This is a genomic window from Acidovorax sp. BL-A-41-H1, from assembly GCF_051942715.1.
This window is the reverse complement of the sequence record NZ_JBPVJQ010000003.1, coordinates 497,371-522,651: the sequence shown is the minus strand read 5'-3', so window position 1 is coordinate 522,651 and position 25,281 is coordinate 497,371. Positions and strand designations below refer to the sequence as shown.

Annotated in this window: 23 protein-coding genes; 9 read left to right on the top strand and 14 right to left on the bottom strand. The window is 67.7% G+C overall.

All coding sequences use genetic code 11. From position 1 onward, the window contains the following. Positions 1-38 precede the first annotated feature (38 nt). Positions 39-941: a LysR family transcriptional regulator ArgP gene (locus ACTPOI_RS03435; RefSeq protein ID WP_440106425.1), complete on the top strand. Its 903-nt coding sequence runs from the start codon at positions 39-41 to the stop codon at positions 939-941. Positions 942-1,104: 163 nt separating this feature from the next. Here ACTPOI_RS03435 and ACTPOI_RS03430 read toward each other — a convergent pair whose 3' ends face one another. Both ACTPOI_RS03430 and alr read right to left on the bottom strand, forming a co-directional pair. Continuing rightward, on the bottom strand, positions 1,105-1,962 hold the full coding sequence (locus ACTPOI_RS03430; RefSeq protein WP_440106423.1) for a hypothetical protein: 858 nt from the start codon (positions 1,960-1,962) through the stop codon (positions 1,105-1,107). 174 nt (positions 1,963-2,136) lie between these two features. Then, on the bottom strand, positions 2,137-3,252 hold the full coding sequence (gene alr, locus ACTPOI_RS03425; protein ID WP_440106421.1) for an alanine racemase: 1,116 nt from the start codon (positions 3,250-3,252) through the stop codon (positions 2,137-2,139). A 167-nt stretch (positions 3,253-3,419) separates the two neighbouring features. Here alr and lplT point away from each other — a divergent pair, with 167 nt between their 5' ends. The 3 genes from lplT (at position 3,420) to ACTPOI_RS03410 (ending at position 6,369) form a co-directional block, all read left to right on the top strand. Then, the gene (gene lplT, locus ACTPOI_RS03420) at positions 3,420-4,724 is read left to right on the top strand and encodes a lysophospholipid transporter LplT (protein ID WP_440106419.1); all 1,305 of its coding nucleotides are present in this window, start codon (positions 3,420-3,422) and stop codon (positions 4,722-4,724) included. 191 nt (positions 4,725-4,915) lie between these two features. Further along, a complete protein-coding gene (locus ACTPOI_RS03415; protein WP_440106417.1) occupies positions 4,916-5,812 on the top strand; it encodes a DMT family transporter in 897 nt (298 codons plus the stop codon). Positions 5,813-5,880: 68 nt separating this feature from the next. Next, complete coding sequence (locus tag ACTPOI_RS03410; protein ID WP_440106415.1) at positions 5,881-6,369, top strand: glutathione peroxidase; 489 nt, start codon at positions 5,881-5,883, stop codon at positions 6,367-6,369. A 30-nt stretch (positions 6,370-6,399) separates the two neighbouring features. Here ACTPOI_RS03410 and ACTPOI_RS03405 read toward each other — a convergent pair whose 3' ends face one another. The 5 genes from ACTPOI_RS03405 to ACTPOI_RS03385 all read right to left on the bottom strand — a co-directional run bounded on the left by ACTPOI_RS03405 (position 6,400) and on the right by ACTPOI_RS03385 (position 11,030). Next, a complete protein-coding gene (locus tag ACTPOI_RS03405; protein WP_440106413.1) occupies positions 6,400-7,656 on the bottom strand; it encodes a putative Na+/H+ antiporter in 1,257 nt (418 codons plus the stop codon). A 137-nt stretch (positions 7,657-7,793) separates the two neighbouring features. Then, positions 7,794-8,516 (bottom strand): helix-turn-helix transcriptional regulator, encoded by a 723-nt coding sequence (locus tag ACTPOI_RS03400; protein WP_440106411.1) that lies wholly within the window; start codon positions 8,514-8,516, stop codon positions 7,794-7,796. Between the two features lie 110 nt (positions 8,517-8,626). Next, a complete protein-coding gene (locus tag ACTPOI_RS03395; protein WP_440106409.1) occupies positions 8,627-9,286 on the bottom strand; it encodes a glutathione S-transferase family protein in 660 nt (219 codons plus the stop codon). A 27-nt stretch (positions 9,287-9,313) separates the two neighbouring features. Further along, positions 9,314-9,844, bottom strand: coding sequence for a GyrI-like domain-containing protein (locus tag ACTPOI_RS03390; RefSeq protein WP_440106407.1), 531 nt, complete (start codon positions 9,842-9,844; stop codon positions 9,314-9,316). Positions 9,845-10,151: 307 nt separating this feature from the next. Beyond that, complete coding sequence (locus tag ACTPOI_RS03385) at positions 10,152-11,030, bottom strand: ProQ/FINO family protein (RefSeq protein WP_440106405.1); 879 nt, start codon at positions 11,028-11,030, stop codon at positions 10,152-10,154. Between the two features lie 150 nt (positions 11,031-11,180). On the opposite strand from ACTPOI_RS03385, the gene ACTPOI_RS03380 reads away from it, so the two are divergent. Both ACTPOI_RS03380 and ACTPOI_RS03375 read left to right on the top strand, forming a co-directional pair. Next, a complete protein-coding gene (locus tag ACTPOI_RS03380; protein WP_440106403.1) occupies positions 11,181-12,194 on the top strand; it encodes an ABC transporter substrate-binding protein in 1,014 nt (337 codons plus the stop codon). Continuing rightward, positions 12,191-14,701 carry a putative bifunctional diguanylate cyclase/phosphodiesterase gene (locus ACTPOI_RS03375; protein ID WP_440106401.1) on the top strand — a complete coding sequence of 837 codons (2,511 nt, stop codon included), beginning with the start codon at positions 12,191-12,193 and terminating at the stop codon, positions 14,699-14,701. Before ACTPOI_RS03380 ends, ACTPOI_RS03375 begins: the two co-directional genes overlap by 4 nt. Before the next feature lie 44 nt (positions 14,702-14,745). Here the strand turns inward: ACTPOI_RS03375 and glcF are convergent, their stop codons facing one another. The 6 genes from glcF to ACTPOI_RS03345 form a co-directional block, all read right to left on the bottom strand. Then, a complete protein-coding gene (gene glcF, locus ACTPOI_RS03370) occupies positions 14,746-15,996 on the bottom strand; it encodes a glycolate oxidase subunit GlcF (RefSeq protein WP_440106399.1) in 1,251 nt (416 codons plus the stop codon). Between the two features lie 65 nt (positions 15,997-16,061). Then, complete coding sequence (locus ACTPOI_RS03365) at positions 16,062-16,859, bottom strand: YoaK family protein (protein ID WP_440106397.1); 798 nt, start codon at positions 16,857-16,859, stop codon at positions 16,062-16,064. A gap of 9 nt (positions 16,860-16,868) precedes the next feature. Then, on the bottom strand, positions 16,869-17,987 hold the full coding sequence (gene glcE, locus ACTPOI_RS03360; protein ID WP_440106395.1) for a glycolate oxidase subunit GlcE: 1,119 nt from the start codon (positions 17,985-17,987) through the stop codon (positions 16,869-16,871). 334 nt (positions 17,988-18,321) lie between these two features. Further along, on the bottom strand, positions 18,322-19,878 hold the full coding sequence (gene amt, locus ACTPOI_RS03355; protein WP_440106393.1) for an ammonium transporter: 1,557 nt from the start codon (positions 19,876-19,878) through the stop codon (positions 18,322-18,324). A gap of 32 nt (positions 19,879-19,910) precedes the next feature. Next, positions 19,911-20,249, bottom strand: a complete 339-nt coding sequence (gene glnK, locus ACTPOI_RS03350) for a P-II family nitrogen regulator (protein WP_015012094.1) — start codon at positions 20,247-20,249, stop codon at positions 19,911-19,913. Positions 20,250-20,295: 46 nt separating this feature from the next. Continuing rightward, a complete protein-coding gene (locus tag ACTPOI_RS03345) occupies positions 20,296-21,006 on the bottom strand; it encodes a TorF family putative porin (RefSeq protein ID WP_440106390.1) in 711 nt (236 codons plus the stop codon). 216 nt (positions 21,007-21,222) lie between these two features. Between ACTPOI_RS03345 and ACTPOI_RS03340 the strand changes: the two genes are divergently transcribed. After that, positions 21,223-22,767: a YifB family Mg chelatase-like AAA ATPase gene (locus tag ACTPOI_RS03340; protein ID WP_440106388.1), complete on the top strand. Its 1,545-nt coding sequence runs from the start codon at positions 21,223-21,225 to the stop codon at positions 22,765-22,767. 169 nt (positions 22,768-22,936) lie between these two features. Then, complete coding sequence (locus ACTPOI_RS03335) at positions 22,937-23,443, top strand: MarR family winged helix-turn-helix transcriptional regulator (protein ID WP_440106385.1); 507 nt, start codon at positions 22,937-22,939, stop codon at positions 23,441-23,443. On the opposite strand, the gene ACTPOI_RS03330 is transcribed toward ACTPOI_RS03335, so the two are convergent. Then, a complete protein-coding gene (locus ACTPOI_RS03330) occupies positions 23,444-24,340 on the bottom strand; it encodes an amidohydrolase family protein (protein WP_440106383.1) in 897 nt (298 codons plus the stop codon). Positions 24,341-24,497: 157 nt separating this feature from the next. Here ACTPOI_RS03330 and ACTPOI_RS03325 point away from each other — a divergent pair, with 157 nt between their 5' ends. Then, a complete protein-coding gene (locus ACTPOI_RS03325; RefSeq protein WP_440106381.1) occupies positions 24,498-25,280 on the top strand; it encodes a crotonase/enoyl-CoA hydratase family protein in 783 nt (260 codons plus the stop codon). Position 25,281: the final 1 nt, after the last annotated feature.

Sequence of the window (25,281 nt, the reverse complement as noted above, 5' to 3'; positions counted from 1 at the left end):
CGTTCCGTCAAAATCTCTAACTCCATCGGTGTCACCCCATGGCCCTTGATTCAGCCCAGCTCAGCGCGTTTGCCGCGGTGGTGGACGAAGGCAGCTTCGAGCGCGCCGCGGCGGTGCTGCATGTCACCCGCTCGGCGGTGTCGCAGCGCATCAAGCTGCTGGAAGAGCGCGTGGGCCAGGTGCTGGTGCGCCGCGCCACGCCCTGCACACCCACCGAGGCAGGGCAGGCGCTGTACCGCCATGCGCGCGAAGTAGCGCTGAGCGAGGCCGATGCGCTGGATGCCATCGGCGGCGGCCAGCACACCAGCACGCGCCTGGCCGTGGGGGTGAATGCCGATTCGCTGGCCACCTGGCTGCCCCTGGCCATGGCGCGGGCCGCCGAGGGCGAGAACATCACCTTCGACATCCATGTGGAGGACCAGGACCACTCGGCCAACCTGCTGCGCGAGGGCCGCGTGATGGCTGCCGTGACGGCCGACCCGCAGCCCGTGCAGGGCTGCAAGGTGCTGCCGCTGGGCGTGCTGCGTTACCGGGCGCTGGCCAGCCCCGCCTTCATGGAGCGCCACTTTGCCGCCGGCGTGACGGCGGCCACGCTGGCAAAGGCGCCCATGCTGGTCTTCAACCGCAAGGACGCATTGCAGGAGCGCTTTGTGCGCCGCGTGACGCGCCGCGCCATCGCACCGCCCGTGCACTGGCTGCCCGAGGCACATGCGTTTGTCACCACCACGCGCGCAGGCCTGGGCTGGGGCATGATCCCCGACCCCATGGTGGTGGATGCGCGCAAAGCGGGCGAGCTGGTGGAGCTGATTCCGGGCAAACCGGTGGACGTGGCGCTGTACTGGCAGTACTGGCGCCTGAACGTGCGGGCACTGAATCACATGACCGAAGCCGTGCGCGAGGCGGCCGGCAGCGTGCTGCTGAGCACGGCCGTGAAAGGCTGAGAAAGCGGCCCCACGGGTGTTTTTGAGCCAAACAGGGCTGTAGCGCACGTTTCATATGCCCTTAACGCTATCGATTAAATAGCTTATTGATGGGATACCGAAAGAGGCATTTGCCCCGGCGCGCCCACGGCGAAGCGGCAGCCAAGGCTCCGTTCAATCCCCCTCAGCGCCCCTGAATGGCCCGCACTGCCTCGGGCAGCGACTGCACGCCAGGCAGGAAGTGGTCAATGGTGGCGCCCAGCACCACCGCACACAGCAGCGCGCCCAGCAGGGGCTTCCACGTCAGGCGCACGGCGGCCGCGAGCCAGCCCTCGCGCTCCACGCCCACCGCCGCGCGGGCCGCAACCACCGAGAAGGCCACTTCCACCGCCACGGCCAGCAGCACATCCCAGCCAAAGAACAGCATGGCCAGCGAGCCCGCGCCGAATACCAGTGCCGCGCCGATGGGGAAGATGGCGACGATGGGCACCACAACCACCGCACCGTCGTCCGCGCTGCCGATGGCATCCACCGCCCCGCTGGCCATGTCGCCCAGACCGTCCAGCGCGCCACTGCTGCTGCCGGCATCGATCCCGGGTTGCACCTCGGACAGGCGTGGCATCCGCACGGGCACGGTGCCGGAGTTGCCACCACCGCGCGACCACGCCATGTCGGCCACGTCGGCCGCAATCTCGACGGCATCTGAGCCGCCTTCCAGGCCGCCACTGTCCTCATCACGCACCAGGCGCGCGGCCCAGGCGCGCACCACCAGCAGATACGCCACATAGCCCACCGACAGCGTGACCAGATAGCGCAGCGCCAGCGACTCCACCCCCAGCCGCATCTGCACATGCGAGGTCAGCCACATCAGCAGCAGCGTGAAGCTGCCGATCAGCAACCCGTGCCAGCGCAGGCTGTGCCGCTGCTGCAAGGTCTGCACCACATCGTGCGGGTGCAGCTGCGGCATGCGCACGGCGCGCCAGCTGGAAGGCTTGCCGCGGGCGGCGGTAGGTGTGCTGGACGGGCGTTGCTGTGTGGCCATCGTGAAGGTCTTGCAAGGGTCAGGGCCGACCAAGGCCGGGAGGGCATGGGCGGAACGGAGCGTATTTCACACCAGCGCCAGAATCACGGCCACTGCTTTTGTGCGCGGCCGGCCAACCCTGCGCCCCGCCGCCCGGCCAGGGCACACGCCCCGGCCCGCAGCCGTCCGCCTGGCTCAGGCGGTGCCGTCCACAGCCACCGGCACGCGCTGTGCCAGGGCGCACATCAGCTCGTAGCCCACGGTACCGGCGGCCTGGGCCACCTCGTCGATCGGCAAGACCGCGCCCGTGGAAGCCCGGCCCCAGAGCGTGACCTCGGTGCCGAAACCGGCCGGTATGCCAGCAGCAATCACCGGGGCCAGGTCCACCGTCACCATGTCCATGCTCACCCGCCCCACCAGCCGCGTGCGCACGCCGCCCACCAGCACCGGGGTGCCCGTGTCGCAATGGCGCGGGTAGCCGTCGGCATAGCCGCAGGCGGCGATGCCGATGGTCATGGGCTCGGTGGCGGTAAAGCGCGAGCCGTAGCCCACCGTGTCGCCCGGCTGCAGGTGCTGCACGGCCAGCAGGCGCGTGGCCAGCGTCATGGTGGGCTGCACCTGCCAGTGCGCGGGGCTGTTTTCGGGAAAGTCGGGGGCGCTGCCGTACAGGACGATGCCCGCGCGCACCCAGTCGGAGCGCAGGCGGGCATCAGTGTGGTGGCGCAGCGTGGCCGCGCTGTTGGACACGCTGCGCTCGCCCGGCAGGTCCTGGGTGGCGGCGTTGAAGGCCTCGATCTGGTGGCCGATGCCGCGCGGGCTGTCGGCGTCGCTGAAATGCGTCATGACCGAGATCTCGTCGACCTGCGGCAGTGCACCCAGCCGCGCCCAGGCCGCGCGGTAGCGGGCGGGCGTGAACCCCAGGCGGTTCATGCCCGAGTTCATCTTGAGGAATACGCGGTGCGGCACCTGCGTCTTGTGGGCGGCCAGCATGTCGATCTGCTCGTCGCAATGCACGGCATGCCACAGGCCCAGGCGCGAGCACAGCTCCAGGTCGCGCGGTTCGAACACGCCCTCCAGCAGCAGGATGGGGCCGCGCCAGCCCAGGTGGCGCACGCGCTCGGCCTCGGCCAGGTCCAGCAGCGCAAAGCCGTCGGCACCGCGCAGGCCTTCAAACACGCGCTCGATGCCGTGGCCGTAGGCGTTGGCCTTGACCACCGCCCACACCTTGGCGTCGGGTACCGACTGGCGCACCCGCTGCAGGTTGTGGTGCAAGGCGGTGGTGTGGATGGTGGCGGCAATGGGGCGGGGCATGGCGGTGCAGCGTGAAAGGGCCTGATGGACCGGAAGAATCTACCGGGGAATACGCGGAGGATTCTGGCACTGTGCCCGTTTATCCGCGTGATATAACCGTCTGTCACCAGCCAGCGTCCCACTTTTAACAGCGCATCAGCACCGCTGATGCAGCCTCCAGCCATTCGATGAAGCGCGGTTTTTACACCATCATGTCGGCGCAGTTTTTCAGCTCGCTGGCCGACAACGCACTCTTCGTCGCTGCCGTCGAACTCCTGCGCACCGGGGGCGCACCCGAATGGCAACGCGCAGCACTGGTGCCCATGTTCGCGCTCTTTTATGTAGTGCTCGCGCCTTTCGTCGGCGCGTTTGCCGACGCGCTGCCCAAGGGCAAGGTGATGTTTGTCAGCAACGCCATCAAGGTGGTGGGCTGCCTGATGATGCTGTTTGGCTCGCACCCGCTGATTGCCTATGCCGTGGTGGGACTGGGGGCCGCGGCGTACTCGCCCGCCAAGTACGGCATCCTGACCGAGCTGCTGCCGGCATCGCAGCTCGTCAAGGCCAATGGCTGGATCGAAGGGCTCACCATTGCCTCCATCATCCTGGGCGTACTGCTGGGCGGCCAGCTGGTGGGCCACAGCCTGTCGGGCATGCTGCTGCGCGTGGACATCCCGATGATGGATACCGGGGTGGATACGCCTGCCGAAGCGGCCATCGCCGCACTGATCGCCGTGTATGCGATCGCCGCCTGGTTCAACACCCGCATTCCGCACACCGGTGTGGAGATGCGCCCCCTGCGTGCCGACCCCAGCCGCAGCGTGGTGGCCAACGCCCTGAGTCTGCTGCCCGACTTCTGGTCGTGCAACAGCCGCCTGTGGCGCGACAAGCTCGGTCAGATCTCGCTGGCCACCACCACACTGTTCTGGGGCGCGGGCGGCAACCTCAAGTTCATCGTGCTGGCCTGGGCCGCCGTGGCACTGGGCTACAACACCACGCAGGCCTCGGCCCTCACCGGCGTGGTGGCCATCGGCACCGCCGTGGGCGCGGTGGTGGCCTCCATGCGCATGCGGCTGGACATGGCCACCAAGGTCATCCCGCTGGGCATTGCCATGGGGCTGCTACTGATCCTGATGGTGTTCATCAGCAACATCTGGATCGCCATTCCTTTCCTCATCATCCTGGGCGGCCTGGGCGGCTACCTGGTGGTGCCCATGAACGCGCTGCTGCAGCACCGCGGCCATAACCTGATGGGCGCGGGTCGCTCGATTGCCGTGCAGAACTTCAACGAGCAGGCCTGCATCCTGGGCCTGGGCGCGTTCTACAGCCTGTCGCTCAAGTTCGGGCTGTCGGTGTTTGGCGCGATCACGGCGTTTGGCCTGGTGGTGGCGGGCGTGATGTGGATCATTCGCCGCTGGCACCAGCGCAACTGCATCAACCACCGCGACGAAGTGAACCACCTGCTGGACATCGCGCGGCACGATACGCATCATTGAGAAGCCCCCCTGAGCGGCTGCGCCGCTTCCCCCGGAGGGGGACGCACCCGGTGGCCTGGCAAAGCCAGTTCCACGGGTGCACTCGCTTCGGGCGTGCCAGTTTTTGACGCCCCGCCCTTAAGCGCAAAACGCTACACAATGTATAGCTAACAGCGCTTATTCAACAAGCGCTAGAGCCGGTTTTATTCTCAATGCACTCCCCCCTACCCTTCGCCGCGCTGCTGTTCAATGCCTTCGTCTGGGGCCTGGCTTGGTGGCCGTTTCAGCGCATGCACCAAGCGGGGCTGCACCCGCTGTGGGCCACGGCCTGCATGTATGCGGTGGTGCTGCTGGCCCTGCTGGCGTGGCGCCCCGGCATCGTGCGCCAGTTGCGCGACCACCCCGGGCTGTGGCTGCTGGCGGTGGCATCGGGCCTGAACAACGTGGCCTTCAACTGGGCCGTGACCATTGGCGACGTGGTACGTGTGATCCTGCTGTTTTATCTGATGCCCGCGTGGGCCGTGCTGCTGGCCTGGCGCATTCTGGGCGAGCGGCCGACGCCCGCCGCGCTGATGCGCCTGGCACTGGCCTTTGCGGGCGTGGTCCTGGTGCTGCTGCCGCAGGGCACATCCACAGCCCGACTGCTGCAGAACCTGAGTTTGGCCGACGCCCTGGCCCTGCTGGGCGGCTTCATGTTTGCGCTGACCAACGTCACGCTGCGCCGCCTGCATGCCGTGCCCGGGCCGGCCCGCATGGCCACCATGTTTGGCGGCTGCATGCTGATGGCGCTGGCCACGGCAGGCGTCGGGCTGCAGATGGGTGTGGTCGAGCCCTTTCCGGCCATCGACAGCACCTGGGTCATTACCGCGCTGGTACTGGCTGGGTTGCTGATGCTGGGCAACTGGGCGCTGCAGTACGGCGCTGCGCGGCTGGCGGCCGGCACCACCGCGCTGGTGATGCTTTCGGAGGTGGTGTTTGCCAGCGTGTCGTCGGCCCTGCTGGGTGCAGCCACCCTCAACGCGCAAACGCTGCTGGGCGGGGCGCTGATCCTGCTGGCCTCGTTGCTGGCCGCGCTGCAGTTTCGCCGCGGCAGCGCACCGGCCCATTGAACCGCTGGCGCGCAGCCCCACGCCCCAGGGGCTACCATCGCGTGTTGTTCCAACCCAGGAGTCCGCGCATGGCCAGCAGCATCTACGAGTTTGAAGCCCAACAGATGAACGGGCAGACCGTGCCCCTGTCACAGTTCCAGGGCAAGGTCCTGCTCATCGTGAACACTGCCAGCGCCTGCGGCTTCACGCCCCAGTTTGGTGGCCTCGAAGAACTTCACAAGCAGTACGCCGACAAGGGCCTGGTGGTGCTGGGCTTTCCGTGCAACCAGTTCGGCAGCCAGGACCCGGGCAGCAACGACGAGATCGCGAGTTTTTGCCAGCTGAACTACGGCGTGAGCTTTCCGATGATGGCCAAGATCGATGTGAACGGCGCCAACGCATCCCCCCTGTACCAGTGGCTGGCCGCCGAGGCCCCGGGCCTGCTGGGCAGCAAGGCCATCAAATGGAACTTCACCAAGTTCCTCGTCGGCAAGGACGGCCGCGTGATCCGCCGCTACGCGCCGCAGGACGCACCGAAGAAGCTGGCGGGGGATATTGAGGCGGCGCTGGCGGGGTGAGCGGGCGCCGGACGAAGCGCCGGCTCGACATCAAAGCAGCAGGAAGGCGGCCGCTGCCACACAAGTGGGAGCGAGGGCGCCCATGAGAAGGCCGCCAGCGCTGATCGTCTCGTCGGCAAAACCGCGCTTGAGCAACGCGACACCTGCCGGATTGGGCGCGTTTGCGATCACGGTGAGCCCACCGCCCGCCACGGCCCCGGCCACCAGCATGTATTTGGACTCGTCGGACATCCCCACAATGAGCGAGCCCAGATAGGTGAGCGCTGCGTTGTCGGTGATCGCGGTAAGACCCAGCGCACCAAAGAACAGTTGCAGCGGCGCGAGTGAGGACACGATAGGTTGCAGCCACCACTGCTGCATGCCGCCCAGCACCACGAGCCCGGCGAGGAAAAAGCCCACCAGCAGCGCTTCCTTGAGGATGAGGGGGCTCTGATGGCGGCCATAGGCCTGTGTGAAGCCGAGAAACATCAGGAACAGCGCCAGGAATGCCACAGGGTGGTGTGCCAGCAGCACGACCCCCGCCAAAAAACCCAGGTGCACTGCAACGACCGGCCACGGCACAGGCACCACTGGCGTGCTGGCGCCGGATGGCGCCGCGTTCAGGGAATCGCGAAGCACGAAGGTGGCGGCAGTGGCATTGATGCAGACGGCAATTGCAGCCTTCCAACCGAAATTCGCAAGCATGAAGGCGCTGTCCCACTGCCACGTGGCGGCGACCATGAGCACCGGGGGGGCGGCATAGGACGTGAGCGTCCCGCCAATCGACACATTGACGAACAGGACTCCGAGCGCGAAGTACTTTGCCCGCTCGGGCACCATGGGCCGAAAGACCTGCGGCGCAAGCATGAGAGCGGCAATCGTCATTGCTGCCGGCTCTGTGATCAGCGAGCCCAGCAGCGGTACGGCCGCCAGACCCAGCCAGGCCGTGGCCACAGGCGTGCTTGCCGGAAGCATCCGCGCCAGGCGATCCGAGAGGTTCATCACGGTGAGCAGTACAGGCCGGGATGCGGCGATCACCATCACGACAAATACGAACAGCGGCTCGGTGTAGTTGCGCGACTCCGCATAGGCCAGTGCATCCGCGCCACCCGTGCCCAGCGCGAGGCCGATGATCAGCACGATGGCCCAGAAGCCGAAGACAACTTCCACCTCTCCGAGCAGATGGAAGAGGCCGGCGTGCCTGGGATAGCGGTGGGAAAGCCTCTCGAACTGCTTGACCGTGAAGGTATGCACGAGAGCGATGGCGAAGATGGCGGCAGCCATCCACTGGATGTGGGTGTCAGACATGAAGGCGGTCGAAGAAAAGCCGCGAGGCGGCCCGACCTATCGCAACACCTGGCGCACCCGCGTGGCGCGACACCCGGGACCGATTCTACAAGGCGGGCGCGGCTCGAGCCCCCAGCGCTGTTCCGGGAATAGGTTGGTCAGCCGCCTGGCGCACCCGTCCACTCTGCCGGCCGCCCTTCCATTTCCCCCTCCAACTTGCGCAGCAAATCGGCCAGCGTCTTCCCCGGCTCCTGCCGGAACCGCTCTTCCAGCACCGACACCGCCACGATGCGGTCGATGCGAAAGCCGCGGAAGTCGTTGCGCAGCTCGCACCAGGCCGACAGCGTCCAGACCTTGCCCCAGTAAAAGCACCCCAGCGGGCGCAGGCGGCGCAGGCTGGGGCGGCCCTGCACGTCGGCGTAATCGATCTGCACCACATGGCAGCTGTGCACGGCCTCGCGCAGCACTTGCAGCGTGGCCTGGGCGCGGGCGTCCAGGCCGACCGGTGGGGCGTACAGAGCCTGGGCCTCGGCGGCCACGCGGGCGGCGGGGGGGAGTACCGACAGGATCTTGCCCAGGGCGCCCTCCACCTCGCGGGCCAGCCCGGCATCCAGCCACGACTGCGCCAGGCGGGCGGCGGCCACCAGGGCGTTGGCCTCGCCCTGGGTGAACATCAGCGGCGGCAGCTCGAAGCCCGCCCCCAGGCGGTAGCCCACACCGGCCTCGCCCTCAATGGGAACGCCCTGGTGCTGGAGGTCCGCCACGTCGCGGTAGATGGTGCGCGGGGACACCTCCAGCCGCTCCGCCAGGAAGGCCGCCGTGGACAGGCGCCGCCCGCGGATGAGCTGGACGATCTGGAACAGGCGGTCAGCGCGGCGCATGGGGAACGGGAGCGGCGGCGAGGATTGGGGCGGCTGTGCGGTGTGCGGCGCTCGCGCAGGAGGCAGGCAGCCGTACCCACCAGCCAGGTCGCTCCGTCACATCAGCCAGATCAGCCATTTGCTTTGGCATTGGCCTGGCTGGCTGCTGCCAGTGCGTCGTCGATGGCGGCTGCGCGCAGGTACGCCGGGCGCTGCAGCAGCGGCTGCACAAAGGCCTCGAACGCGGGGCGGCGTTCGATGGTGCCGAACTGCATGCCCCAGTTCAGGTGGGCACCCACGTACAGGTCCGCCGCCGTGAACGCGTCGCCGCACAGGAAAGGGCGGGCCTGCGCCACGGCATGCTCCAGTGTGTCCATCACGCTGGCGTAGCTGCCGTATCCCACCATCACCGCACGCTCGGCCGGGGCCAGCAGGTTCAGGGCCTTGGCGGTGGCGGCGGTTTCCAGCGGGCCGGCGCTGAAGAACAGCCAGCGGTAGTAGGCCGCACGCTGCGGCGAACCAGCCGGCGGGGCCAGGCCTTTTTCGGGGAACACATCGGCCAGGTAGGCGCAGATGGCGGCCACCTCGGTGACGACCACGTCGCCGTGCTGCAGGGCGGGCACCTTGCCCATGGGGTTGATGGCCAGGTACGCGGGCGCCTTCATGGTGGTGCCGTACTCCAGCACCACAGTGTCGTAGGGCATGCCGCATTCTTCCAGCATCCAGCGCACGGTGCGGCCGCGCGACTGAGGGTGGGTGTAGAAGGTCAGGGGAGCGGAGGAGTTGGGCATGGGAGGGTTCCTTTGCGGGGCTGCGGCTCAGGCGGCGGCGGTGGTGCCTGCAGTGTCTGTGTCGTCTGCGCTGGCTCCGTTCGCGGGCAGCACGCCGATGTAGATCGCCACCTGGTCCGGGCCTTCGTACTGCTCGAAGTCCGTGCCGAAACGGCGGCGGTGCGCAGGTGCCGCCGCAAAGTGCTGCCACACCCGCACCCAGCCGTCGATGACCATCTGCGGCATTGTGCCTTCGCACCGGAACACCAGGTACGGGCCGCCCTGCACGCTGACCTGCGTGACGCCATCAGCAAATGCGGCACCGGGCGCTACGGCCACACCAGCCGTCACGTCGAACGCGCCGTGCTCGTCGGATTCGTAGCCGCTGTACACCCCGAACACCCGGCCATCGTCACCACGGCCGGGCACGCTGCGCTCCCAGCTCTGGCTGAAAAAGCGGCCCCACAGGTCGCCCAGGCGCGCGGTGGCGGGGTTCATCTCGTCGCTGTTGCGGGTGCGCACGGCCAGTCCGGCGACGTGGAAGGAATCAACCTGCTCCAGGGTGGGCGCTGCAGTCATCAAAACGGGCCTTTCGTTGGAAGAAGGCCGCATGGTGCCGCCAGACTACTGACAACCTTGTGTCAGCAGCGTGTTCTGCCCAGACACGGCGCTGCGGCTTGTACCCGCTGGGCGTACGTGGAAGGCAGGGACGCCGGCCCGCGGCCCTGGAAAGCTGGACGCGCTGGTTTGCTATATTTTTAATAGCTATACAGGCAATCAAATCGTGGACTGGGGGTCGATATCGCCTGAATTTACCTACTGCAGTGCCGCTGCAGGCCCCACAGGCCCCACAGGCCCATGGGCGCAGAGCCCGTGTGCCCGGGCGTCAGGCCGATGGCGTGGCCTGGGCCGTGTCTGCGGATTCAACCGGCTCAGCGGGCTCGGCGGTGGCCGCTGCAGACACATTGGCAGCAGCGACGGCAGCGGCAGCCGCTGCCGCTGCCACGCGGCGTGCGCGCTCCAGCTGCTGGCCCACGGTGCGGGCCACCATGCCGTACATGTCGGCGAAGGCTTCCAGCGTCTGGCCGCTGGCTTCAAAGGCGCGCAGCAAGGCTTCGTCCTTGGCGTTGCGGGCCGACCATTCGGCAAAGGCTTCCTGCAGGATGGCGTTGGCGGCCTCGTCGCGGCTTTGCACCAGCTCGGTGTAGGCGTCGCGCGTGAGGCCCGACGCCTCGAACGCGGCCATCATGCGGTTGCGCAGCTTGGGCAGCAGGTCTTCGGTGGATCGCGCCTTCTTGCGGCGGTACACCTCCAGCAGCGCGTGGTGCACGTGCTCGGGCGCCATGTCTTCCACGGGCTGGCCGGCCAAGTCAAACCGGCGCTCGCCAGCGGCCACGCTTTGCAGATAACGCGTGGAGCGCGTGTGGATGCCCAGCGCAACCTTCAGCGCCTCGCGTTCGAACAAATCGGGGTGGGCCGCCTGAATGTCCTGGAAGATGCCGCGCTTGAGAGGGCGGAACACCGCGCCGAACAGGTGCGGGTACAGGCCTGCCAGTTGCTCCAGCACCGGATGCGGCGCCTTGGCCGCAGCAGGGGCCGCACCGGGTGCCGCGGTACTGCCTGCCGGGCCTGCACGGCCTGATGGATCACGGGGCGCCTGGCGCCTGCCGCCCCGGCGCGAACGGCCAGCGCTGGCAACGGGTGCATCGGACGATGCGGGAGCGGGCGCGGAGACGGGGGAAGGGGTCGAGGAATCGGCTGACATGGTCGTGGCAATCAGGCGGCAGGCGCGCTGCAGCAGGGGGCAGAGAGAACAACCCCGGATCATCCCAGATTTCAGTCGGAGGGCACCCGGCTGCGGGGCCGGTGTCATTTCTGTGTCTGGTTTTTCGTATATGGGGCTTACCATCGGGCGATGCACTCCTCTGTGCCCTCCCCTGTGGACCGCCCGACACACCGCGGCCAGTGGCGCCGTGCCTGTGCGGCGCTGGCCCTGGCAGGGTGCGCAGCCCTGCTGGCAGCCTGCGGGCCCCGCCACGAAGCGCCGCTCACGGTGGGCACCAACACTTGGACTGGCTACGAGCCCCTGTACCTTGCGCGCGACCTGGGCCTGCACAACAGCCTGCCCGTGCGGCTGGTGGAACTGGGCTCCACCACGCAGAGCATGGATGCCCTGCGCACCAGCCGCCTCGCCATGGCCGGGCTCACACTCGACGAAGTGCTCACCCTCGTCCAGGAGGGCGTGCCGCTCAAGGTGGTGTGGGTGGTTGACATCTCCAACGGCGCCGATGCACTGGTGGCGCGCGCAGGCATCTCGGGCCTGGCCGACCTGCGCGGGCGCAAGGTGGGCGTGGAGCAGACCGCCGTGGGCGCCTACATGCTCAATGCAGCGCTCGGCAAGGCCGGGCTGCGTTCCGGCGACATCACCGTGGTGCCCCTGCCGCTGGACGAACACCTGGCCGCATGGCGCGAGGGCCATGTCGATGCACTGGTGACCTTCGACCCGGTGCTGCAGGGGCTGCGCGGCCGCGGGGCACAGGTGCTGTTCGACAGCAGCGACATCCCCGGCGAAATCGTGGACGTGCTGGTGGCCCGCCAGGAGGCGCTGGACTGCTGCGCGCCGCGCATCGCGCAGCTGCTGGACGCACACCAGCGCGCGCTGGGTCACCTGCACACCGCACGGGCCGACGCACTGCAGCGCATGGCCCCGCGCCTGGGCCTGACGGCTGCCGAGATGGACGCTGCACTGAACGGCATCGACCTGCCCGACGCTGCGGCCAACCGCGTACTGCTCAGCGGCCCCCAGGCACCGCTGGCGACCTCGGCCCAGCGCATGGCCCACACCATGTTCGACCAGGGCTTGCTGCAACGGCCCGTGGGCGTGGCCACGCTCATTGACGACCGCTTCGTGCGCGGCAACAAGCCATGACGACAGCCCCGCCCCGCCACGCGCGCCCCGTGCGGGTGTTCAGCCTGCGGCTGTGGCTGCCGCTGTCGCTGGTGCTGGCCAGCGGGGTGATGTTCCTGATCGTGCTGGCGGCCCAGCAGCAGCACTACCAGCGCGAACTGCAGCAGTTTGCCGACACCACGGCGCATGCCGAGCTGCTGGAGACGCGGCGCGCGCTGGAAACCGTGCTGCGGCGCGGCGACGGTAGCGGCACCGACAGCGTGGTGTCGCAGCTGGGCCTGGAGCCTGCCATCGCCCATGCAGCGCTCATCGGGCCCGATGGCAAGGTGATTGCCGCCACCCGGTTTGCCTGGCGCGGGCACAGCGCCACCACCAGCATTCCGGGCTTTACTGACGAAGCCGTACAGCAAGTACGCCAGGCACAGCGCGAGTTTTTGCACCTGGACCTGGCGCAGCTGCGGCTGACCGCGCTGGCGCCCGTCACCATGGGCCTGCAGCCTGGGGAGATGCGCGCCACCCGCCAGGGGCTGCTGTGGATTGACTACGACCTGCGCCCCGTGGCAGCGCAGACCTGGGCGCAGCTCAGGCAGTTGGGCCTGATGCTGGCGGCTGCAGTGGCGCTGGCCGTGCTCGGGCTGCTGTTTCTGGCACGCCGGGGCATCCTGCGGCCGGTGGCAGCACTGCGGGCGGGCATGCAACGCATTGGCGCTGGCGACTTCCAGCACCTGCCCCAGTGGCGCGGCAGCGGCGAGTTCCGTGACCTCGGCATCGCGCTGGAACACATGGCCGGGCAGTTGCAGGCGCGCAGCACTGCGCTGGCCGAGAGCGAGGCACGGTTCCGCCAGCTGTCCGACGCGGCTTTTGAAGCCATCCTCCTGCACGAGAACGGGCACGTGACCGACGCCAACGCGGCCGCAGATCGCCTCTTCGGGACACCTCCGGGTGGTCTGGTGGGCACGCCTATCCTGTCGTGGGTAGCGCCTTCGCTGCTGGACAACACGATGCAGCGGATTGCCCACGGCGCGGAAGGCGTCTGGGAGGTCGACATGATCGACACGCACGGGCAGGTCATCCCCTGCGAATGCAGTGTCCGCAAGCGCCAGCTGGGCCACCGCCATGTGCGCGTGGTCGCCCTGCGCGACATCCGCACCCGCCTGGCGGCCGAGGCCGAAATCCGCCAGCTGGCCCACTTCGACGCCCTGACCGGACTGAGCAATCGCCGCTTCCTGCTGGAGCAGGTGACGCAGGAGCTGGCTACGGCCGACGCCCAGCCGCGGCGCGCCGCGCTGGCCACCATCAACATCAACGCCTTCCAGTCGGTCAACGACTCGATGGGCATGGGCGTAGGCGATACGGTGCTGCGCATCATGTCGCGGCGGCTCAGCGCGCTGCAGCAGCAGGGCCAGACGCTGGCGCGGGTAGACGGAGACACGTTTGCATTGCTGATGCCAGACCTGCAGGGCGACCTGGGCGCTGCATCGGCCGCCGCGGCACGCAGCGTGGAGATGCTGCTGGCCGCCATTGCCGAACCGCTGGAGGTGCAGGGCCAGGTGCTGCACCTCTCGGCCGGTGCGGGCCTGGTGATGATCCCCAACGACAGCAACGATGCACCGGAGCTGCTGCGCGAAGCTGAAACCGCCATGCACCGTGCCAAGGACGCAGGCGACGACCACGTGCACTTTTTTGCCCACGCCCTGCAGGAAGCCGCCAGCGAGCGCCTGGCACTGCGCAGCGACCTGCGCCGCGCGTTGCAGACCAGCCCCTGCCCCCTGGTGCTGCACTACCAGCCGCAGATGGGCAGCAACGGCCGCCTGGCGGGCGTGGAAGCGCTGGTGCGCTGGCAGGACCCGCGCCGCGGGCTGGTGTCACCGGCGCAATTCATCCCCGAGGCCGAAGCCAGCGGTCTCATCGTGCCGCTGGGCAACTGGGTGCTGCAGGAGGCCGCCGCCACGCTGCACCGCTGGCAAAGCGACCCGGCCTGCAGCGCCTGGGCCGGGCCGCTGACGATGGCCGTGAACGTGAGCGCGCGCCAGTTCCGCGAGGCAGACTTCACCCACCGTATCGAGGACCTGATCGCCCGGGTGGGCATCCAGGCTTTTGCACTGGAGCTGGAGCTGACCGAGAGCGTACTGGTCGAAGACCTGGAGGCCACGCTGGAGAAGATGGCCCAGCTGCGCCGCCATGGCGTGCGGTTTGCGCTCGACGACTTCGGCACCGGATATTCCAGCCTGGCCTACCTCAAGCGCCTGCCGATTGACGTGCTCAAGATCGACCGGTCCTTCATCATGGACATCGATGCGCCAGGGCACAGCGGCCAGGGCAAGCGCCCGGCCGTTCTGATCGACGCCATCGTGGCCATGGCGCACCAGCTGGATTTGAAGGTGCTGGCCGAAGGCGTGGAGACCGAGGCGCAGCACACCAGCCTGCTGCAATCAGGCTGCGACCTGTTCCAGGGCTACCGCTTCGCGCGGCCGCTGCCCGAGGCCGAGCTGCGCGCCTGGGCTTCGCAGCTTGAGGCAGCGCGTTAGGCCACACGTTAGGCCGCGCGTTATCTAGCGTCTCAGGCAGCGCGTCAGCCGCGCAGTGCCTCGTCCAGTACCTCTACCCAGTGGCGCACCGGCGTGCCGGTACCGCTTTGCAGGTGGGTGATACAGCCGATGTTGGCCGACAGGATCATGTCGGGCGGCTGCTCGCCAAAGGCCTCGGCCAGCACGCCCAGCTTGCGGTCGCGCAGCTGGTAGGAAAGATCGGGGTTAAGCACCGAATACGTGCCTGCTGAGCCGCAGCACAGATGCGCATCGTTGCGCGCGGTGCGCAGCTTGAAGCCCAGCTGGTTCAGGTGCGTCTCGACCCCGCCGCGCAGCTTTTGCCCGTGCTGCAGGGTGCAGGGCGGGTGATAGGCGTACAGGGTGTCGGGCTGGTTCACACGGCCCTGCAGCTTGGCGGCCAGCTCGGGCAGCATGTCGGGCAACAGCTCCGACAGATCGCGTGTGAGCGCGCTGATGCGCTCGGCCCGGGCGGCGTACTGCGCATCGTCCTTCAGGATGTGGCCGTATTCCTTGACGGTGACGCCGCAGCCGGATGCGTTCATCACGATGGCCTCCACCCCGCCGCGTTCCACCAGCGGCCACCAGGCGTCGATGTTGGCGCGCATCTCGGCCTTCCCGCCTTCGTGGTCGTTCAGGTGGAACTTCACCGCGCCGCAGCACCCCGCCTTGGGCGCAATCACCGACTGCACGCCCACCGCGTCGAACACGCGGGCGGTGGCGGTGTTGATGTTGGGCATCATGGCCGGCTGCACGCACCCGGCCAGCATGAGCACCTTGCGCGCGTGCTGGCGCGTGGGCCAGGCACCCGCATCCTGCGGCGCGGGCACCTTGGCTTTGAGCGCTGCGGGCAGCAGGCCGCGCACCATCTGCCCGGCTTTCATGGCGGGGGCAAACAGGGGCGAAGGCAGGCCCTCCTTCAGCGCCCAGCGCAGCGCCTTTTCACCCATGGGGCGGGGTACTTTTTCATCGACGATCTTGCGGCCGATGTCCACCAGGTGCCCGTACTGCACGCCGCTGGGGCAGGTGGTCTCGCAGTTGCGGCAGGTCAGGCAGCGGTCCAGGTGCATCTGCGTGGAGCGCGTGGGGGTTTCGCCCTCCAGTACCTGCTTGATGAGGTAGATGCGGCCACGCGGACCGTCCAACTCGTCGCCCAGCAGCTGGTACGTGGGGCAGGTGGCGGTACAAAAGCCGCAGTGCACGCATTTGCGCAGGATGGCTTCGGCCTCGCGGCCATCGGCGCGGTCTGCGTATTCAGGAGAGAGTTGGGTTTGCATCGTGCATGCCTGGACGGGGAGGGAGAGGATCAGGAAAAGGCTGAAAGGGGGACAGTGCGCAGGCGTCAGGGGCTGGACGTGGCATCTGAAGGTGCGGCACCCGGTGTCACGCGTCGCAGTGGATGGCGCAGTCGGGCGCGGTCCGCCCACAGCGGCGGCAGCGCCAGCACCAGCAGCACCAGCGCCAGCGGCACCACAAAGACGAAGCCCACATGCTTGAACCCGGCCGCGCCTGCGATGCCGCCCACCAGGAACATCGCCAGCAGGCTGGCAAACAGCCGAAGCCGCACCTGGTTGGCCCGCACCTGCGCATCCGGCGCCGTGCCGGTGCGGTTCCAGTACAGCATCTTGCCCAGCTCGATGCCCAGGTCGGTCACCACGCCCGTCATGTGGGTGGTGCGGATCTGCGAGGCTGACATCTTGGTCACCGTGGCGTTCTGCACGCCCATCATGAAAGACAGCAGCAACACCGTGGCGGGCACCGCAAAGGGCGTGCTCCAGTACAGCGTCACGGCGCCCACCAGGCCAAACACCAGCATGAGCACGGCCACCAGCAGCAGTGGCAGCGCATAGCTGCTGTGCAGCCGTCGCTGGCGCGCCCAGTTGACCATGATGGCCGTGGTGGCCGCGCCGCTGGTAAAAGCCAGCAAGGCGCCCAGGGCGCCCAGCACCAGGGCCATGTTCCCCAGCACCAGGCTGTCGGCCAGCATCGACAGGAATCCGGTCATGTGCGAGGTGTACAGGTGCAGCACCAGGAACCCGCCTGCGTTCACCGCCCCCGCATTGAAGGCCAGCAGCTGGCCCAGCACGCGGTTGCTGGCCACCGTGCGGTGGTGACCGGTGAGGTGGCGCAGGCGGCGCATGGGCGGTGCCTACCAGTGCGGCGACAGCCGCCCGCGGTTGAAGATGCCCGCAGGGTCGAAGCTCTGCTTGATGCGGGCGTGGATTTGCTCCAGTGGCTTTGACTCAAGGTCAAACTGGCCGGTAGCGCTTGATTCATCTGCCTGAGGCGCTACGAATAACATAGCAGAACCGCCAGCAGCACGGGCGGCGGCACGCAGCGCGTCCCCGGCCGAGAGCGGCGCCTGCACCCAGCGCAGTGCGCCGTGCCATTCCACCAGCGGCTGCGCTGCAGCGGGCAAGGCAAGCACCGGGGCGGTGGCGGGTACCGACAGGCGCCACAGGCCGTGGTCGGCCGGGCGCGCAGCAAACCAGGGCAAGGTCTGCTCGCGGCAGGCGGCCCAGTCTGCGGCCACCACGGCGTTGTCCATGCGCTCGCCGCCCATCGACTTGCAAGCGGCCTCCACCGCAGCCATGGCGCCCCGCAGGCGCACGTACAGCGTGCCCACGCCAGCATCCTGCACCCAGCAGCTGGCGTTCAGCGGCAGCGGCTGGCCGCCCCAGGCATGCAGCTTGCGCAGCGCGTCGGCCTGGTTGCACTCGAAGCGCAGCGTGGCTTCGCCGGGGGCTACAGGCAGCACCTTCAGGCTCACTTCGGTGAGCAGGCCCAGCGTGCCCCACGAGCCCGCCATCAGGCGCGAAATGTCGTAGCCTGCCACGTTCTTCATCACCTGGCCGCCAAACACCAGCAGTTCGGCTCGGCCGTTGAGAACCTGGGTACCAAGGATGAAATCGCGCACGGCGCCCACGCTGGCGCGGGCCGGGCCCGACAGCCCGGCAGCCACCATGCCGCCCACCGTGGCGCCATCCGCCCCGGTCCGCTGGAAATGCGGGGGCTCGAACGGAAGGTACTGACCCTGCGCCGCCAGCGCAGCCTCCAGCTCTGCCAACGGAGTACCGGCACGGGCCGTCACCACCAGCTCGCTGGGCTCGTAGCTCACGATGCCGTGGAATGCCCGGGTGTCGAGCACGTCCCCCTGCAACGACCGGCCGTGAAAGTCCTTCGTGCCTCCGCCGCGTATCCGCAAGGGAGTGTGTTCGGCGGCAGCGGCGCGAACGCGGTCGGTGATCTGGGCAAGGGCGAGGTCCATGCGGCCAATCGTAGCGGCTGGTGCCTGCGGCAGGGGCACGGTCTGCCGTGAATTTTTTGAACGAAAGGCGTGCAATTGGGCGCGCGCGGGGCGGGCGGTACACGATTTGGCGGCTTCCCTGCCTACCGGTTTGGCCGCTTGCACGGAGCAGTCCCGGCAGGGCCCGGCACGGCTGCCCGTGCCTCTGTCGCTGGATGCGAGGGCCCTGGTGGCGGCCCTCCAGCCAAAAAAAGAGCCCGCCAGTACGGCGGGCTCATCACCAGAAAGTAACTCGCTTTGTTCTTGTTGCCACGCTGCGGTGCCACCAGACACCGCAGCGCGTCGGGGCAGGCGGTCAGCGGCTGTACGCTGTCTCGCCGTGCGAAGTGATGTCCAGGCCTTCGCGTTCGTCTTCTTCCGTGACGCGCAGACCGATGGTCAGGTCCACGATCTTGTAGGCCACGAAGGAAACCACGCCAGACCACACGATGGTGAGCAGCACGGCCTTGGCCTGCGTCCACACCTGGGCAGCGATGGAGTAGTCGGCAGCAGTGACCATGGATGCGGTGACCCAGTCAGCCACATAGCCGGGGCCACCCAGGGCCGGCGAGTTGAAGACACCGGTCAGCAGGGCACCTACGATGCCACCGATACCGTGCACGCCGAACACGTCGAGCGAGTCGTCGGCACCCAGCATCTTCTTGAGACCGTTGACACCCCACAGGCAGGCAAAGCCGGCCACCAGACCGATCACCAGCGCGCCGCCGATGCCGACGTTGCCAGCAGCAGGCGTCACGGCCACCAGGCCGGCCACTGCACCCGACGCTGCACCCAGCATCGAAGCCTTGCCGCGCATCAGCGCTTCACCCATGCACCATGCCAGCACGGCAGCAGCAGTAGCCACCAGCGTGTTGATGAAGGCCAGAGCTGCGAAACCGTTGGCTTCCAGGGCGGAGCCGGCGTTGAAGCCGAACCAGCCCACCCACAGCAGCGAGGCACCCACCATGGTCAGCGTCAGGCTGTGCGGGGCCATGGCTTCGCGGCCATAACCGATGCGCTTGCCCACCATGTAAGCACCCACCAGGCCGGCGACGGCTGCGTTGATGTGCACCACGGTACCGCCGGCGAAGTCCAGCGCGCCCCACTGCCAGATCTGGCCGGCCTTGCTGGTCATGGCGTCGACCACTTCCTTGGACGTGTAGGCGTCAGGACCCATCCAGAACCACACCATGTGGGCGATGGGCAGGTAGCTGAAGGTGAACCACAGCACCATGAACATCATGACGGCGCTGAACTTGATGCGCTCTGCGAATGCACCGACGATCAGGGCACAGGTGATGCCGGCGAACGTGGCCTGGAAGGCGGCAAAGACCACTTCCGGAATCACGACACCCTTGCTGAACGTGGCCGCGTTGGCAAACGTGCCCGCAGCGTTGTCCCAGATGCCCTTCATGAACAGCCGGTCGAACCCGCCGATGAAGGCACTGCCTTCGGTGAAGGCGAGGCTGTAGCCGTAGATGAACCACAGCACGACGATCATCGAGAACGTGACCATCACCTGCATCAGCACCGACAGCATGTTCTTGCTGCGCACGAGGCCGCCGTAGAACAGCGCCAGGCCGGGCAGGACCATCAGGATCACGAGGATGGTGGAGGTCATCATCCAGGCGGTGTCGCCCTTGTTGGGCACGGGGGCAGGTGCCTCGGCAGCGGCAGCCGGTGCAGCTGCTGCTGCTGCTGCGGCTGGTGCAGCTGCAGCCGCAGGGGCAGGGGCAGCTGCGTCGGCGGCAGGGGCTGCAGCAGCGGGCGCGGTGGCCGACGCTTCAGCCGTGGCAGGCGCCTGGGCCAGCGCGAGGTTGCCCATCGTCAGCAGACCGAGCCCCAGGATGAGGGAAGCAAACAGTTTTTTCATGGCGTTTCTCTTGTGTCTGATGCGGCCGGCCCTTACAGGGCTTCCTTGCCGGTTTCGCCGGTGCGGATGCGCACCACCTGCTCCAGGTGGGTCACAAAAATCTTGCCGTCGCCGATCTTGCCGGTGCGGGCTGCGGTCTCGATGGACTCGATCACGCGGTCCACCAGGTCGTCGGCCACAGCCGCTTCGATCTTGACCTTGGGAAGAAAGTCGACCACGTACTCGGCGCCGCGGTACAGCTCGGTGTGGCCCTTCTGGCGCCCGAAGCCCTTGACCTCGGTCACTGTGATGCCCTGCACGCCGATGTCGGAGAGCGCTTCGCGCACTTCGTCGAGCTTGAAGGGCTTGATGATGGCTGTCACCATTTTCATTTTTGGATCCTCAGGTGAAGGGCGCCGGGGCGCCCGCTGCGATTGCTTACAGGGTTTTGGTGAGCGAGACGATCACGCGCGACTTGTTGGCAGGGCCGAAGAAGTCCTTCTTGGTGGCACCGACCACGGCTGCGCCGAGTGACAGGCCGCTACCGAAGTCATACGCACCGCCCAGGCTGTAGTCCATGTAATTGGGGGCAGCGATGTCGCTGGCAAAACGCGTGAAGCCGACCGAAGCCTTCAGCGTGATGCTGGGAGCCACTTCCTGGGCGAACGCCAGATTCAAGTAGCCCGTGTTGCGGCCGCTCTTGCCAGGGCCGGCGTAGGCGAAGTAGTCCTTGGACAGGGTGTGCGAGTACTTGGCGGTGATGGGACCGAAAGTGGCTGCGCCGTACAGCTCGGTGGTGTTGCCGTTGCTGTTGCCGGGGTAGATGTAGGTGAGCGCGCCCACGTCCAGATCCACGCCGCCAGCCTTGAACTTGTAACCGCCGTACAGGTCGGCTTCCAGCGAGTTGCCCGACAGCCAGTCCACGCTGGAGTTCCAGTTGCCGACATACCAGCCGGTTTCGCCGAAGGCGTAGTCAAAGCCGCCTTGCAGCGCGGGCTTGACTGCCTTGTTCTTGCTGAGGTCCTGGTCCTGGCCGCGGAACTTGTAGTTGGTGGTCAGGCTGACATTGGCGGTGAGCTGTGCGCTGGCGAGCACAGGCAGGGTTGCAATCAGGGCAACGCCCAGAGTCTTGAGGATGGCGTGGGTCATGGGTTTCTCCGGTGGGACAAAGTAGGGACAAACCCTTTCAAGCACAGACCGTGCCACGCCAAGGGGATTGCTGTGCGTTAGGGTTGCGATGCGTTACAGCCGGGGCGCCTTACAGTCAGGCGCAGCTTTGGGGCCTGCTGCACGGTATTGGTGCACAAGCGTGCCCAATCCACAAGAACAAGCGCCTCGCGCACCCAACTGGGGAGAAACCGTTTCATGAGTCTTGCATTGGTGCAGAGCCGCGCCCTTCTGGGGCTGCAGGCGCCTGCTGTCACCGTGGAGGTGCACCTGGCCAACGGCCTGCCCAGCTTCACGCTGGTGGGCCTGGCCGAGGTCGAGGTCAAGGAAGCGCGCGAGCGCGTTCGTTCGGCTCTGCAGAACGCCGGGCTGGAGTTCCCGCACAACAAGCGCATTACCGTGAACCTGGCCCCGGCAGACCTGCCCAAGGACTCGGGCCGGTTCGACCTGCCGATTGCCCTGGGCATTCTGGCGGCCAGCGGGCAGGTGGACGCGGCGCGCCTGGCCGGGTTTGAATTTGCGGGCGAGCTGTCGCTGTCGGGCGAGCTGCGGCCCGTGCGCGGCGCGCTGGCCACCAGCCTGGCGCTGCAGACGCAACAGGTCACGTCGTGCCTGGTGCTGCCGCCGGGCAGTGCCGAAGAAGCTGCGCTGGTGCCCGACGCCCGCGTGGTGCGCGCCACGCACCTGCTGGACGTAGTGCGCGCGTTTTTGCCACCGGGCAGCTCCCAGGGCGGCGACGCGGACGTAGCCAACGACGGGTGGACACCGCTGCGTGCAACCCCGATGGCGGCGCATCACGGCGGCCCCGACATGGCGGACGTCAAAGGCCAGGCGTCGGCCAAGCGCGCACTGGAGATCGCCGCCGCGGGAGGCCACAGCGTGCTGATGGCAGGCCCACCGGGTTCGGGCAAGTCGATGCTGGCCCACCGCTTTGCCGGCCTGCTGCCCGCCATGACGGTGCAGGAGGCGCTGGAAAGCGCGGCCATCGCCAGCCTGGCGGGGCGGTTTGACCCCGCTGCCTGGGGCCAGCGCCCCACGGGCTCGCCGCACCACACCGCCAGCGCCGTGGCCCTGGTGGGCGGTGGCTCGCCGCCCCGGCCGGGCGAGATCTCGCTGGCGCACAACGGCGTGCTGTTTCTCGACGAGCTGCCCGAGTTCCCGCGCGCCGCGCTCGAAGCCCTGCGCGAGCCGCTGGAAACAGGCCACATCACCATCGCGCGGGCGGCCCAGCGGGCTGATTACCCGGCCCGTTTTCAGCTGATCGCTGCCATGAACCCGTGCCCCTGCGGTTTTCTGGGCTCGCCCTTGCGGGCCTGCCGCTGCACGCCCGACCAGGTCAGCCGCTACCAGGCCAAGCTCAGCGGGCCGCTGCTGGACCGCATCGACCTGCATTTCGAGGTGCCCGCGCTGCCCGCCGAGCAGCTGGTCAAGGCCCCGGCGGGCGAAGGCTCGGCCAGTATCCGGGCGCGGGTCGAAACCGCGCGGGCGCATGCCGTGGCCCGCCAGGGCAAGCCCAACCAGGCGCTGCAGGGCCAGGAGATCGATGCGCATGTGCTGCTGGCCGACACGGCTGCCGCCTTCCTGGCCACCGCCGCCGCGCGCCTGGGGTGGTCTGCACGCAGCACCCACCGTGCGCTGAAGGTGGCGCGCACGGTGGCCGATCTGGCCGGCAGCGAAGCGACCGAAGTCAGCCATGTGGCCGAGGCCGTGCAGTACCGCCGGGTGCTGCGCGCGCCGGCATGATGCACGGCCAGGCCCTTGGGGGACGGCGCCACACCTGCCCCGTTACATAGAATCACCGGGCTGTTGGCGTTGCCTTGCAAGGCAATGCAACGCCGACGTTCTGCACTGCCCCACCAGCGGCGAGTGCCCGGACCACCCTCGCCCAGCACCGATCCATTTTTCATCTGCCATGGCCCGCCGCACCCGCACCCTGCCCGACCCCTCGCCCGTTGCTCCGGCCGTACCCGACAGTGGCAGCGAGCCCTCTGTGGAGGCGGTGGACACGCGCTTTTTGCGCACCCTGGTGGGCTACAACACGCGGCGTGCCTCGCTGTCCATCATTGGCGTGTTCATGGAACGCATGGCCGTGTACGACCTGAAGGTGGTGGATTTTTCGGTGTTGTCGCTGGTGGCGCACAACCCCGGCATCACCTCGCGCCAGCTGTGCGCCACGCTCAATGTGCTGCCCCCCAACCTGGTGGGCCTGATCGCCGCGCTGGAGCGGCGTGGCCTGATCGAACGGCGCCCGCACCCCAGCGATGGCCGTGCCATGGGGGTGCACCTGACGCCTGCGGGCGTTGAGCTGACCGGGCAGGCCGAGCAGACCGCCGCGCAGCTGGAGCAGGACGCCACCGCGCGCCTGACCGCCGCCGAACGCAAGACGCTCATCCGGCTGCTACAGAAGGTCTACGACTGATCAGCCCGCGATAGCCGCAGGGGCGGGCTTTGGCTTGTCCAGCCCCAGCAACCGCACCGCATTGCCCTTGAGGATGCCGGGCATCACTTCGGGTTTGAAGCCCGCTTCCTGGAAGTCTTTCATCCAGCGCTCGGGCGTGATCAGCGGGTAGTCGCTGCCGAACAGCACGCGGTCCTTCAGCAGCGTGTTGGCGTACTGCACCAGCTGCTTCGGAAAATACTTGGGGCTCCAGCCCGACAGGTCGATCCACACGTTGGGCTTGTGCGTGGCCACGCTCAATGCCTCGTCCTGCCACGGGAAGCTCGGGTGCGCCATCACGATCTGCATGTCGGGGAAGTCGATGGCCACGTCATCGAGGTGCATGGGGTTGCTGTATTCCAGCCGCAGGCCGCCGCCGCAGCGCATGCCGCTGCCAATGCCGCTGTGTCCGGTGTGAAAGATCGCGGGCATGCCGTACTCGGCAATCACCTCGTAGATGGGCCAGGCCATCTTGTCGTAGGGGTGGTAGGCCTGCACCGTAGGGTGGAACTTGAAGCCCCGCACACCCTCCTCTTCGATCAGGCGGCGCGCCTCGCGGGCGCCCATCTTGCCCTTGTGCGGGTCGATGCTTGCAAAGGCAATCATCATGTCGCTGTTGGCCTTGGCCGCCGCGGCGATCTCCTCGTTGGGAATGCGGCGCCGGCCCATCTTGGACTCTGCGTCCACAGTAAACATCACCAGCCCGATCTTCTGCTCGCGGTAGTACGCCACCGTTTCGGCAATGGTGGGGCGCCTGCCGTTCTTGAAGTACTTGTCGGCCGCGCGGTCGTACTCCTCCCCATAGTTATCAAACGGGTTCCAGCAGCTCACTTCGGCGTGCGTGTGGATGTCGATGGCGAGCAGGTTTTCGTGGTCCATGGTTGTCTCCGGTAGGCGTTGTCGTTGTGCCGTGTACGCCCCGGGATTGCAACAGGGGCGTGACACAGATCAAGGGTAAGTACTGATAAAAAACCGGCTTCCCTTGCTTGAATTGATTATTAACTATAACCACAATCCGTTCAACCAGAAAGCCACCATGACCAACCCAGACATCCATTTCGAGCTGCGCGGCGACCAACAGGAAGTGGCCGTGATCCGCCTCGTGCGCGGTGCCAAGCGCAATGCCCTCAACGACGGCCTGATCCTGGCGCTGCGCGACCTGTTCGAGACCATGCCCGCCAGCGTGCGCGCCGCCGTGATCGACGGCGAAGGCCCGCACTTTTGCGCCGGCCTTGATTTGTCGGAACTCAAGGAGCGCGATGCCGGCCAGGGCCTGCACCACTCGCGCATGTGGCACGCTGCGCTGGAGCGCGTGCAGTACGGCCCGGTGCCCGTGATTGCCGCGCTGCATGGCGCGGTGGTGGGCGGCGGGCTGGAGCTGGCCAGCGCCTGCCATATCCGCGTGGCCGACGAATCCACCTTTTACGCGCTGCCCGAGGGCTCTCGCGGCATCTTCGTGGGCGGCGGCGGCGCGGTGCGCATCCCCAAGCTCATCGGCGCGGCCCGCATGACCGACATGATGCTCACGGGCCGCGTGTACAACGCACAAGACGGCGAGCGGGTGGGCTTTGCCCAGTACCTGGTGCCCGAAGGCCAGGCATTTGACAAGGCACTGGAGCTGGCCGTGCGCGTGGCGCAAAACGCGCCACTGACCAACTACGCCCTCATGCACGCTCTGCCCCGCATTGCCGAGCAGCCGGCAGACCAGGGGTTCTTCACCGAAGCCATGATGGCCGCGATTGCCCAGAGCGCCCCCGAAGCCAAGGCCCGCCTCGCCGACTTCCTGGAAGGCCGCGCCGCCAAGGTCCGCAAGGACTGAG